Origin of the sequence: Pantoea phyllosphaerae (assembly GCF_051025595.1) — a bacterium.
In the GTDB taxonomy this organism is placed as follows: Bacteria; Pseudomonadota; Gammaproteobacteria; order Enterobacterales; family Enterobacteriaceae; genus Pantoea.
The window spans coordinates 379,312-391,737 of the sequence record NZ_JBPFDE010000002.1 but is presented as its reverse complement, the minus strand read 5'-3'; the positions used below and the strand labels follow the sequence as shown (position 1 = coordinate 391,737).

The 12,426-nt window shown below is 57.2% G+C and carries 8 protein-coding genes; all 8 read right to left on the bottom strand.

Features of this window, described 5'->3' with window-relative positions:
* Window position 1: 1 nt before the first annotated feature.
* A complete protein-coding gene (bglF, locus tag ACR6A7_RS05050; protein ID WP_434123734.1) occupies window positions 2-1,861 on the bottom strand; it encodes a PTS beta-glucoside transporter subunit IIABC in 1,860 nt (619 codons plus the stop codon).
* 138 nt (window positions 1,862-1,999) lie between these two features.
* Window positions 2,000-2,833 carry a transcriptional antiterminator BglG gene (gene bglG, locus ACR6A7_RS05045; protein WP_434123816.1) on the bottom strand — a complete coding sequence of 278 codons (834 nt, stop codon included), beginning with the start codon at window positions 2,831-2,833 and terminating at the stop codon, window positions 2,000-2,002.
* 164 nt (window positions 2,834-2,997) lie between these two features.
* Window positions 2,998-4,332 carry a carbohydrate porin gene (locus tag ACR6A7_RS05040; protein ID WP_434123733.1) on the bottom strand — a complete coding sequence of 445 codons (1,335 nt, stop codon included), beginning with the start codon at window positions 4,330-4,332 and terminating at the stop codon, window positions 2,998-3,000.
* Between the two features lie 484 nt (window positions 4,333-4,816).
* Window positions 4,817-5,569: a YoaK family protein gene (locus ACR6A7_RS05035; RefSeq protein WP_434123732.1), complete on the bottom strand. Its 753-nt coding sequence runs from the start codon at window positions 5,567-5,569 to the stop codon at window positions 4,817-4,819.
* Window positions 5,570-5,789: 220 nt separating this feature from the next.
* Window positions 5,790-6,470, bottom strand: a complete 681-nt coding sequence (gene narI, locus ACR6A7_RS05030; protein ID WP_434123815.1) for a respiratory nitrate reductase subunit gamma — start codon at window positions 6,468-6,470, stop codon at window positions 5,790-5,792.
* Window positions 6,467-7,156: a nitrate reductase molybdenum cofactor assembly chaperone gene (gene narJ, locus ACR6A7_RS05025; protein WP_434123731.1), complete on the bottom strand. Its 690-nt coding sequence runs from the start codon at window positions 7,154-7,156 to the stop codon at window positions 6,467-6,469. Before narJ ends, narI begins: the two co-directional genes overlap by 4 nt.
* On the bottom strand, window positions 7,156-8,691 hold the full coding sequence (gene narH, locus ACR6A7_RS05020) for a nitrate reductase subunit beta (RefSeq protein ID WP_434123730.1): 1,536 nt from the start codon (window positions 8,689-8,691) through the stop codon (window positions 7,156-7,158). The genes narJ and narH overlap by 1 nt, the downstream gene beginning before the upstream one ends.
* Window positions 8,688-12,422, bottom strand: a complete 3,735-nt coding sequence (locus tag ACR6A7_RS05015) for a nitrate reductase subunit alpha (protein ID WP_434123729.1) — start codon at window positions 12,420-12,422, stop codon at window positions 8,688-8,690. The genes narH and ACR6A7_RS05015 overlap by 4 nt, the downstream gene beginning before the upstream one ends.
* Window positions 12,423-12,426: the final 4 nt, after the last annotated feature.

Here is a 12,426-nt window from a genome sequence, read left to right as displayed (position 1 = left end):
GTTATTGATGACGTAGGCTGAGTAACGGTGCGCCGATGTCAACGGAGGTGCCCGCCACGGTCGCCACGTCACTGTACTGGTCGCTGTTGCTGATGATGATGGGTGTTGTCAGGTCGTATCCGGCATCAATAATGGCCTGGCGATCAAACTCCAGCAGAAGGTCACCCGGCTGCACCTTGTCGCCCACCTTCACGCAGGCGGTGAAAAACCGGCCGTCGAGCTTCACCGTGTCGATTCCGACATGGATCAAGATTTCAATACCGCTATGACTGAGCAGGCCGATGGCGTGTCTGGTCTGGAAGAGAGAGGCCACTTCACCTGCAAACGGGGACACTACTCTATTAACGGAGGGAATAATCGCGACGCCTTTGCCTAAAAGCCCGCTGGCAAAGGCGGTATCGGGCACGCGATGAAGCGCCACAACAGCGCCCGACATCGGAGAGAGCACATCATTTTCACCGGCAGCTTTTGGCACCGCCGTCTTCTGGGCTGCCTGAGCCGACATCCCCGCCATCAGCGTCAGGCCACAGCTCAGCACCAGCGCGACGAGAGTGCCGATAATGCCGCCCCAGAGCGTAGCATCCACACCGTGCGGTGGAATTTCCTGGGCAATGGTAAAGATATTGGCGAAGCCGAAGGAATAAGCGCGGGTATCGCTAAAGCCGACAATCGCCCCGCCGATAGCGCCTGCGACACAGCCCCAAAAAAACGGACGACGCAGCGGGAGGTTAACAGCGTAGACCGCAGGCTCAGTAATACCGAAAACCCCTGACGCGACGGACGAACCTGCCAGCATCTTGAGCCGTGCATCGCGAGTACGCAGAAAAACCCCTAGCGCCGCACCGACCTGGCCGAACACGGCAGGCAGCAGCATCGGCAGCATGGAGTCATTACCGAGCATCGCCAGGTTGTTGATCATCAGCGGCACCAGTCCCCAATGCAGGCCGAAGATCACGCACACCTGCCACAGCGCGCCTATTGCCGCCCCTGCCAGCCACGGCGCCAGTGTGAAAATCCACTGATATCCATTCGCAAGCGTTTGACTTAGCAAGGTCGCCAGCGGCCCGATCGCCAGGAAGGTTAGCGGTACGGTGACGCCTAAGCAGATCAGCGGGGCGAAGAAGTTTTTCATTGATGGCGGCAGCAGCGCCGTACTCTTTTTTTCCAGCCAGCAGCTCACCCAGGCCGCAAGGATGACTGGGATCACTGACGAACTGTAATTGAACCAGGTGATTGGGACACTGAGAAACGTATCTGCCAGCGCCCCTGTCTGCTGGCTGGCATTGAACGCATCAATCATCATCGGATGGGTAAGCGCCCCACCGATTACCATAGTGATAAAGGGATTGCCGCCAAATTTCATTCCAGCGGTGTAGCCCAGTACCAGCGGAAAGAAGAAGAACAGCGCATCACTTGCGGCGAACCAGATTTTATAGGTGCCGCTGTCCGTGGTCAGCCAGCCGCAGACGACCGCCAGCGCTAGCAGTCCTTTCAGGATGCCGGAGGCCGCCAGCACGCCGAGAAATGGCGTAAAAATGCCGGAGACGAGGTCAATCAGTCGGCCCAGAATGTTGCTCTTTTCCCCCTTATCCTCCTGCGTGCGCGCATCATCCGTCAGCCCTGCTGCAAGGCGTACCGCCTGCCAGACGTCGTGAACCTGATTGCCAATGACCACCTGAAACTGGCCGCCGCTTTCGACCACCATGATGACGTCCCTGTTTTTCTTCAGTCCTTCCGCATCTGCTTTCTGGCTATCTTTGAGTTTGAAGCGAAGCCGGGTAGCGCAGTGTACAAGACTGAGGATGTTCTCTTTTCCACCAACGCGGTCGAGAATATCCTTCGCTAAAGCCTGGTATTCCATCTCAATATCCTTATGTACGATGCCCTCGGGCAGCGGATTACTTGCTTATGAAAATAAAAAAACCCGAGCGCATCCTTCTTGCGAAGGCCGCGCTCAGGTTTTGCCTGCGTTGTGCAGTAACAATCCGGTTGTTGAGGTTTAATGCCCCTCTTTTCTCACCCGCTCAATATGAATCGCGAGGAACATAATTTCTTCGGTGGTCAGTTCACGCTGATAGCTTTTATGCAGGTGCTGCGCAATTTTATCGGCGCATTGCCAGGCTTTCGGGTAGTTATCTTTTATAGCCGTTTGCAGCGAGACATCGTCATCTTCCACCACGGTGCGGGTTAATATGCGCTGTGCAAAAAACTTCAGGTGGGTCACAAAACGCTGATAGCTTAGCGCCTCTTCGTCATATTCGAGTCGCAGCTGGTATTTCACCAACTGAAGGAGTTCCTGCATGATGCGGCTCACCTGCATCACTTCAGGCATTTCACTGTTCAGCTGTGCGGTCACCAGATGCAGTGCGATAAACCCGGCCTCATCTTCCGCCAGCTCGACATTCAGCCGCCTGGCAATGATGGCCCGCGCCTCCTGCCCCAGCGCGAACTCTCTGGGATAGAGTCGCTTAATATCCCAAAGCAGGACATTATTGATTGCCAACCCTTTATGCTGCCGTTCGATAGCAAAGTAGCAGTGGTCCGTGAGGGTAATATACAAACTCTCCTGCAATTTCCCCAGCCGCTGCGTCGCCAGTTCAATAATGCGGTCACAGGTGGTCATCACCTCCAGCGGAATTTGGCTCAGCAGTTCGCTCAGCCGACGCACCAGTTCATCGCTTTGCAGCGCAAACACCTTTTCAATCAGCGTGACATCGAGATCTGCACCGACGCGCTTTTGAAAGGCCAGACCTCGACCCATGACGACCTGCTCGCGCCCGCGTTCATCCAGAACGATCACGACATTATTATTAAGAACCTTGGCGATTTTCATGGAAACCTCAGAAACAAAAAAACCTGACTTCCGGCTGATGCCAGAAATCAGGTTTTGCCTGCCTGAGCAGTCACAATCCAGTGGAGGCACTTTATCAGCTGCATTTTCTGCCTCAACGCCCCAGAGATAAAAACGTGAAGTTGATCGGTATTGCCTGAGCAAAATCAAAAAGATATCACGGTTTTTAACTCGGTTACCCAGGCATCCTGCGTTTGTCGTATCCCACCTGGATGATGCCAGTACTGAATGCCCGGCTGGAGTTCCAGCCAGGATACCGGACGGAAGCGGTAGTAAAACTCGCCGTTTAGCGAATGACCTGGCATCAATGCTGCCGACGCGCTGCTCAGCGCGTTAATGTCACGCTGATGGCGTGCATAGTGGCTGCTCATATCAATCCAGGTGAGACCAACGCCCATCCAGTCCGCAGGGCGAGCGTCAAAAAGCCCTCGGTAGCGCAGCGAGGCGGCATACACCTGGTGCATATAGTTGCTTCTCTGATCGGCCAGGCTCATGCTGGCAGACGCGCTTAATCCCCGATTCGCGTCGCCTTTAAGCTGCGTGAGCTGCTGGTTCAGCCCGGCGTACATAAACCCTGTTCGGTGATATTTTTTATAGCCATGCGAATCCGTGGCGCCCGCCCCACCCGATTTACCGCGATAGAGATCGGTTTGCGACGCATTAGTCAACACGACACCGATGTTATAGGCGCCTGGCAGGCCGTTAATGAGCGGACGCGTTTCTATTTCGACCGGCAACAGTATCCCTTTGCTGCCGCTGGTAGACCAGCTCCAGGCATGGCCCTGACTGGAAGCCGCAGGATTCTGCTCCATTACGCCGCCTTTTACGGTGACGCTGGGTGTCACTTTATACGCAAGCGTGGTGCCCCATGTGTGTACGTTCCAGTTGCTCCAGGTAAGCGAGTTGGCCGACTTCCCGCCACACTGAGAGAGTATCTGGAAATCACAGGGAATAATCTGATCAAAGGTCTGCACCTTATTCATCATCCCGATGCGCCAGGTCAGACGTCGGTCGTCAAAGCTGCGCGAAAAGGTTAGCCAGCCCAGACGCGTGATGGCGTGGCCGCCCCAGCTCTCCTGCGTCAGGTCATTCACGTTAACGCGAGGATCCTGCACGCGTTTAGTGGTGAGGTTGTCATCGTGGTTACGGTTAACAATATTTCCCTCAAGCCGCGCATCCGGTATCCCCGTCCAGCGCTCAAGGTCCTGATTAAAGGTCAGCGCAAACTGATCGATGTAGGCGACATGGGAATTATGGTTATAGCCACCGCCGCCGTTCCAGACTATTTCATTCAGATAGCCAAAGTTAAAAGAAAATCCATTTTTACTCAGCGCTGGACGAATACCGAATATATCGCCGAGAACGGGGGCTGGCGGCGTATCAAAACCTAATACCGTGCTGTTCCACTCCTGAGCGATACTCAATGGGGAAACGAGTAACAACGCAATCGAACACAGTTTATAGCGAGTATTTTTATCCATAATCACACCCTGCAAATCATTATTTATCTCGAAACCGAACGCAGGGGCTTTATCGAAGCCCCTTTTATTATTTAATCTGTTTATTTAACGCCTGTTAAAAAGGCCAGAGCAAAAAAAACCTGAACGCCCTGTACTGGCTGATGCCATAGGGCGTTCAGGTTTTGCCTGTAAACAGTCACAATCCTGACGTGAAAACGGGGAAACCTTAGCATTGTGCTATTGCGATGAAAAGGTGTATTATTTATTTTTTTAAAGATATGTGATTAATTTAACGCTTTTGAATTTTGCATACGCCTTACTCTTAATATAAATTCGCATGTCTGGCCTTTAATCTGGTTTTATTGTTCTTCCTGAAATAACCTGGCGATAATTCTTATTTCGGACGAAAAAAAAGCGATAAGCTTTTCCCTTAACGCTCCGGCTATCGGCTAAAGATGCCCAGATTGAGAAAAATTATCGCTCTCCTGTCTGCTCTTTTAGATAATCATTTCGCGCTACGCGTGTTGATCAGCAGGGTTCTTTTGACCTTCATTAACGTCAGTATCATTGAAGCCAGCGCCAGCAAAATAAGCACCGCGCTCAGCGCCGCCATGGCGTGAAACCCCGCCAGCCGGAACAGCCAGAGTCCGGCGATGCCGCCGCCAAGAAAAGAGAAAATCGTCGTCAGGTGCGTTTTAAGCTGCTTCTTTTGCGCATGTGCGTTCTTCGACGGATCGCGGCGCAGCATGGCGCTGATGACCGAGGCGAGCGAAATGCCAGCATCGGTCAGCGTGCCGGTAATATGCGTCGCGCGCACGCGTCCGTTAGACAATTGCGTCGAGGTGGAGTTGTGCACGCCCATCAGAAAACCGAGCAGCACCAGCACTTCACGGTTATTGCCGGAGGAGTAGAAAAAGATTTCAAACAGCGAGAGACACAGCAGCGCAATCCCCTCTGCCACCAGCACCTGACAGAAAATGGTACGCAGGTTGTATTTCAGACCGGCGATTACCGCCAGCCGCGCGGTAACCGCGCCCGCCACAAAGGCCAGTAGCAGGCAGCCGAGAAAGGTAAGATCGCGCAGATCGCTGTTATTCACCTCACTGGAAAGCTGCGAGGTGTTGCCCGACATATGCGAGGGGAAAAAACCAAACGCGCCTAGCGCCATCGCATTCAGCAAACCGGCCGCCGTGGCGAGCCAGACAGCAAGATAGCGGTCTTCGGTGTGGGAACGCTCTCGCTTCATTTTTATTAACATGCACGCTTCACCTTTTATTATTACCCTGGGCTTAAGCGTAGGGAGAAAGGCGATCCTTGTCACAGCGCCTAATCTAAAAGAGTTAATAAAAATGTTAAGTAACTTAAACAAAGCGGTATTGATTAAGTTACTGTAAAGACGTGACGGTGTTACGGAAAAGTCAATCAGCGGCGGGAGCAAAAGTGCGCCAGCCGCAGGCTGGGCTGGCGCAAGGGAAGCATCAGCGACGGGCACGCACGACCTGGTAACGGCGGGTAAAATACTCTACCGGCGCGCTCCAGACATGAACCAGACGCGTGAACGGAAACACCAGGAAAATGGTCATGCCGAGGATCAGATGTACGCGGTAAATCCACTCTACCCCATCCAGCCAGTGCGAGGCGTTGCCCTGGAAGGTCACGATCGCCTGTGCCCAGCCAACCAGCTTCATCATGCCCACCCCATCGAGGTGATGCATAGAGAAGAGAATCGACGACAGGCCCAGGGTGCACTGCACCACCAGTATGCCGAGGATGACAATATCGGCGCGCGTCGAGGTAGCGCGAATGCGCGGGTTCAGCAGGCGACGTTTAAGCAGCAGAAAGCCACCAACCAGCGTCATGATGCCGAACACGCCGCCCGCGCCCATCGCAATTCTCTGCTTGGTGGCGATGGCAAGAAAGGGTTCATACATCCAGTGCGGCGTCAGCAGACCGAACAGATGGCCGAAGAAGATGCCGAGAATGCCGATATGAAATACGTTCGACGCGAAGCGCATCCCTTTTTTATCCAGCATCTGGCTGGATGAGGCGCGCCAGGTGTACTGGCCATAGTCGTAACGCAGCCAGCTCCCTGTCAGGAACACGGTACCGCACAGGTAGGGATAGATATCAAAGAACAACACGTTTAAATAGTGCATCAGGCTGTTCCTCCAGCGGAGAGATCGAGATAGTGTGGCGCGGTGTCATGGTAAAAGCGCCGCTGATGTTGCTGTTGCGCCGAGCTGTCGCAGGCGCTGTCGTCGATAAACTTCACCTGCTCCTCCTCCCAGACCGCATCCATGGCGGCCGGGGTGTCGTCGCGCGCCTCGCTGGCGACCTGCGCCGCCACGCTTTCGCTGCTCAGCGAACTGTTCGCGACCTTGAGCAGCGTATCGAACAGGGCGCTGAAGTCGCTGTCGCGCTCTTTCAGACGGCCGCCAATCAGCGCCAGAATGGGCGCCACATCCAGCAGGCCCTGCTGCGCCTCCGCTTCCGGCTGCATGCTGAGATATTCCAGATAGAGCGGCAGATAGTCCGGCAGCTCGCGGCAGTTCAGCTCCAGTCCGGCACGCTCATACTGCGCCATCAGATCGACCATCGCCTGACCACGATCGCGCGACTCCGCGTGCACATGCTCAAACAGCAGCAGCGACGTGGCGCGGCCGCGTTCGAACAGCGCGCACCATTCCGCCTGCATATCGAGCGGCGGCGTGCCGAAGTAGCGGTCGATAAAAGGCAGCAGCGCGGGATGCTGCGCGCTGACTCGCGCGCGCAGCTCCTCCCGATCTTCCCAGAGCGCCTCGTCGGGATACTCCAGCAGCAGGGCAACTATTTTAATCAGCGCCATTATTCGCCTCCTGCGCTGTCGCCGATATTGATCGCGTCGATACGGCGGCTGTTGAACAGGTTGAATTTGGTGTCGCTACCGTGGCAGCCGTCGCCAAAGGTAAAGCCGCAGCCGTTGCGTTCCGGGAAGGCCTCGCGCGCCAGCTCGCGATGGCTGCTCGGTATCACAAAGCGGTCTTCGTAGTTGGCGATCGCCAGATAGCGATACATCTCTTCGACCTGCGCTTCGCTCAGGCCCACCTCGTCGATGGCGCGGGTATCGGTGACGCCGTCCACGTTCTGCGCGCGTTTGTAGTGGCGCATCGCCATCATGCGCTTCAGCGCACGCAGCACCGGCGCGGTGTCGCCAGCCGTCAGCAGGTTGGCAAGATACTGCACCGGAATACGCAGGCTCTCCACGTCCGGCAACACGCTGCTCTGCGACACCAGCCCGCCCGCGTCGACCACTGACTGGATCGGCGACAGCGGCGGCACATACCAGACCATCGGCAGCGTACGGTATTCCGGGTGCAGCGGCAGCGCCAGCTTCCAGTCCATCGCCAGCTTCCACACCGGCGACGCCTGCGCGGCGTCGATAACGCTTTGTGGAATGCCCTGCTCCAGCGCCTCAGCGATCACCTGCGGATCGTAAGGATCGAGGAAAACGTCGCACTGGCGCTGATAGAGATCGGTTTCATGCTCGGTGCTGGCCGCTTCGGCAATTTTATCGGCGTCATAGAGCAGCACGCCGAGGTAGCGAATGCGGCCAACGCAGGTTTCCGAACAGACGGTCGGCATGCCTGACTCGATGCGCGGATAGCAGAAGATGCACTTCTCCGACTTGCCGCTTTTCCAGTTGAAGTAGATCTTTTTGTACGGGCAGCCGCTGACGCACAGGCGCCAGCCGCGGCATTTGTCCTGATCGATCAGGACGATACCGTCCTCTTCGCGCTTATAGATGGCGCCGCTCGGACAGGTGGCCGCGCAGGCGGGATTGAGGCAGTGCTCGCACAGGCGCGGCAGATACATCATGAAGGTGTTTTCGAACTGGCCGTACATCTCCTTCTGCATCGCGTCGAAGTTTTTATCCGCCGAACGCTTGCTGAACTCGCCGCCGAGGATCTCTTCCCAGTTTGGGCCACCGTGGATTTTGTCCATGCGCTGGCCGCTGATCAGCGAGCGCGGGCGCGCCGTCGGCTGGCTTTTACCCGCTTTCGCGGTGTGCAGATGCTGATAATCGAAGGTGAAAGGCTCGTAGTAATCGTCGATGCCCGGCACCACCGGGTTGGCGAAGATTTTCATCAGCACTGAGGAGCGGCTGCCGAGGCGCGGCTCCAGCCGTCCTTTGATGTTGCGGATCCAGCCGCCGCGCCATTTTTCCTGATCTTCCCAGGCGTGCGGATAGCCGACGCCCGGCTTGCTTTCTACGTTATTGAACCAGGCATACTCCATCCCTTCACGGCTGGTCCAGACGTTTTTACAGGTGACGGAACAGGTATGACAGCCGATGCACTTATCGAGATTCAACACCATGCCGACCTGAGAGCGGATTTTCATTTTGTCGCCTCCTGTACCTGATCGCGGCCTTCGTCATCCAGCCAGTTCACCTTGTTCATCTTGCGTACCATGATAAATTCGTCGCGGTTAGAGCCGACCGTGCCGTAATAGTTAAAGCCGTAAGCCAGCTGGGCGTAGCCGCCGATCATATGGGTTGGTTTCGGGCAGGTACGCGTGACCGAGTTATGGATGCCGCCGCGCTGGCCGGTTATCTCTGAACCCGGAATATTCATCAGGCGCTCCTGCGCGTGATACATCATGGTCATGCCCGCCGGAACGCGCTGGCTGACCACCGCACGGGCCGTCAGCGTACCGTTGGCGTTAAAGACCTCGATCCAGTCGTTATCCTCGATGCCCAGCTCTTTAGCGTCGATTTCACTCATCCAGACTATAGGCCCGCCGCGCGACAGGGTCAGCATCAGCAGGTTTTCGCTGTAGGTGGAGTGAATGCCCCATTTCTGGTGCGGCGTCAGGAAGTTGAGCGCTTTCTCCGGGAAACCGTTAGAGGGAATATGCTCCAGATGCTGCACGCTGCGCGTATCGACCGGCGGACGGTAGGCGCAGAAGGCTTCGCCAAAGGCGCGCATCCACGGATGATCCTGATAGAGCTGCTGGCGGCCGGAGAGCGTGCGCCACGGGATAAGCTCATGCACGTTGGTGTAGCCGGCGTTATAGGAGACATGCTCATCTTCCAGGCCTGACCATGTTGGGCTGGAGATGATTTTGCGCGGCTGCGCCTGAATATCGCGGAAGCGGATCTTCTCCTCTTCTTTCGGCCGTGCCAGGTGCGTATGGTCGCGGCCGGTGAATTCGCCCAGTGCCTGCCAGGCTTTTACGGCCACCTGGCCGTTGGTTTCCGGCGCCAGCGTCAGAATCACTTCGGCGGCGTCGATAGCGCTGTTGATCATCGGCTGACCTTTGGCGACGCCGTCTGCTTTGGTGTAGTTCAGACGGCGCAGCAGCTCGACCTCTTTATCGGTGTTCCAGCTGATGCCTTTACCGCCGTTGCCCAGTTTCTCCAGCAGCGGTCCCACCGAGGTAAAGCGTTCATAGACGGCGGGATAGTCGCGCTGCACGCTGATAATCTGCGGCGCGGTCTGGCCAGGGATGAGGTCGCATTCGCCTTTTTTCCAGTCGCGCACCTCGCCTGCCGCCAGTTCGCCGGGCGAGTCGTGCTGCAGCGGCTGCAGCACCACGTCGGTTTCCTCCCCGAGATGGCCGACGCAGAGTGCTGAGAAGGTTTTGGCGATGCCTTTGTAAATTTCCCAGTCGCTTTTCGATTCCCAGGCGGGATCGACCGCGGCGGAAAGCGGATGAATAAACGGATGCATATCCGAGGTATTCATATCGTCTTTCTCATACCAGGTGGCGGTCGGCAGCACGATATCGGAGAAGAGGCAGGTGCTGGACATGCGGAAATCGAGCGTCACCAGCAGGTCGAGCTTGCCTTCCAGCGCTTCGCCGCGCCACTCCAGCTCTTCGGGACGATCTTTTTCATCGCTGATGGGGTCGCCCTGGATGCCGCTCTCGGTGCCGAGCAGATAGCGCAGCATATATTCGTGACCTTTGCCCGACGAACCGAGCAGGTTGGAGCGCCAGATAAACATGTTGCGCGGATGGTTGCCGCCGTTATCGGGATCTTCACACGCCATGCGCAGCTTGCCGGACTTCAGCGCCTCGACGGTCCACGCCTGCTCGGACTGACCGGCGCGTTTCGCCTCTTCGGCGATGCGCAGCGGGTTAATGTCGAGCTGCGGCGATGAAGGTAGCCAGCCCATGCGTTCAGCGCGCACGTTGAAATCGATCAGCTGACCGCTGAACTGGCTGGCGTCGGCGAGAGGCGACAGCAGTTCGCTGACCTTCAATTTCTCGAAGCGCCACTGGCTGGCATGGTTATAGAAATAGGAGGTGCTGTTCATCTGGCGCGGCGGACGGTTCCAGTCCAGCGCGAAGGCCAGCGGCGTCCAGCCGGTTTGCGGACGCAGCTTCTCCTGACCGACATAGTGCGCCCAGCCGCCGCCGGTCTGACCGACGCAGCCGCAGAACACCAGCATATTGATCAGCCCACGGTAGTTCATATCCATGTGATACCAGTGGTTCATGCCTGCGCCGACGATAATCATCGAGCGGCCGTGCGTTTTATGCGCCGTTTCGCCGAATTCGCGCGCGATTTTTTCAATCTGGCTGCGCGGCACGCCGCAAATCTGCTCCGCCCAGGCGGGCGAATAGGCACGCACGTCGCTGTAGTCGCGCGCGCAGTTGGCGTCGTCAAGGCCGCGGTCAAGGCCGTAGTGGGCCAGCGTCAAATCGTAAACCGAGGCGACCGGCAGCTCGCGTCCGTCGGCCAGCGTCAACATTTTGACCGGCACTTTATGCAGCAGCACCTCCTCCTGTTTCACATGGCGGAAATGCGGGTTTTCAATGCCGCCGAAATAAGGAAAGGCGACATCCATCACCGCATCGCGCCGGTCGAGCAGCGAGAGCGTCAGCTGCGTCGGCGTGCCCGCCGCTTTCGGTTCGAGGTTCCATTTGCCCTTTTCGCCCCAGCGGAAGCCGATGGAACCGTTCGGCGCCACCAGCTCGTCCTCCTGGTTGTAGGCGACGGTTTTCCACTGCGGATTATTCTCTTCGCCCAGGTTGTCGGCCAGATCCGCCGCGCGCAGCTGGCGTCCAGGCACATAGCTACCGTCTTCGCGCGGCTCCAGCAGCACCAGCATCGGCATGTCGGTGTAGTGACGCGCGTAGTTAAGGAAGTAGTCACTGGGGTGCTTCAGGTGGAACTCGTTCAGGATCACGTGGCCCATCGCCATTGCCAGCGCGCTGTCGGTGCCCTGCTTCGGCGCCAGCCACTGGTCGCAGAGCTTGGCCACTTCTGAATAGTCCGGCGTGATCGCCACCGTTTTGGTGCCTTTGTAGCGCACTTCGGTGAAGAAGTGGGCGTCCGGGGTGCGCGTCTGCGGCACGTTGGAGCCCCAGGCGATAATGTAGTTGGCGTTGTACCAGTCGGCGGATTCTGGCACGTCGGTCTGCTCGCCCCAGGTCATCGGCGAGGCGGGCGGCAGGTCGCAATACCAGTCATAGAAGCTCAGGCAGGTGCCGCCGATCAGCGACAGATAGCGCGTGCCCGCCGCATAGGAAACCATCGACATCGCCGGGATCGGCGAGAAGCCCGCAATACGGTCGGGGCCGTAGTTTTTGATGGTCCAGATGTTGGCGGCGGCGATCAGCGGGTTCAGCTCTTGCCAGCTGGCGCGGACGAAACCGCCACGGCCGCGCTGCGATTTATAGATCTTGCTCTTTTCGCTATCCGCCATAATGGCGTTCCAGGCGTCGACCGGATCGCTGTGCTGCGCCCGCGCCTCGCGCCACATCTCCAGCAGCACCTTGCGCACCAGCGGATATTTCAGCCGGTTGGCGCTGTAGAGATACCATGAGTAGCTCGCGCCGCGCGGGCAGCCGCGCGGCTCATGGTTAGGCAGGTCGGGACGCGTGCGCGGATAGTCCGTCTGCTGCGTCTCCCAGGTGACCAGGCCATTTTTAACGTAGATCTTCCAGCTGCAGGAGCCGGTGCAGTTTACGCCGTGGGTGGAACGCACGATTTTGTCATATTGCCAGCGCTGCCGGTAACTCTCTTCCCAGTCGCGGTTGGTGTTATAGACCTGACCGTGCCCCTCTGCGAAGCTGTCGCCTTTCTGTTTGAAATAGCGGAAGCGGTCGAGAAGTTTGCTCATTGCG

What these genes read in the sequence shown, in the direction of transcription:
- bglF (WP_434123734.1), bottom strand. Translation starts at nt 1,861, where the DNA reads ATGGAATACCAGGCTTTAGCGAAGGATATTCTCGACCGCGTTGGTGGA.
- bglG (WP_434123816.1), bottom strand. Translation starts at nt 2,833, where the DNA reads ATGAAAATCGCCAAGGTTCTTAATAATAATGTCGTGATCGTTCTGGAT.
- ACR6A7_RS05040 (WP_434123733.1), bottom strand. Translation starts at nt 4,332, where the DNA reads ATGGATAAAAATACTCGCTATAAACTGTGTTCGATTGCGTTGTTACTC.
- ACR6A7_RS05035 (WP_434123732.1), bottom strand. Translation starts at nt 5,569, where the DNA reads ATGTTAATAAAAATGAAGCGAGAGCGTTCCCACACCGAAGACCGCTAT.
- narJ (WP_434123731.1), bottom strand. Translation starts at nt 7,156, where the DNA reads ATGGCGCTGATTAAAATAGTTGCCCTGCTGCTGGAGTATCCCGACGAG.
- narH (WP_434123730.1), bottom strand. Translation starts at nt 8,691, where the DNA reads ATGAAAATCCGCTCTCAGGTCGGCATGGTGTTGAATCTCGATAAGTGC.
- ACR6A7_RS05015 (WP_434123729.1), bottom strand. Translation starts at nt 12,422, where the DNA reads ATGAGCAAACTTCTCGACCGCTTCCGCTATTTCAAACAGAAAGGCGAC.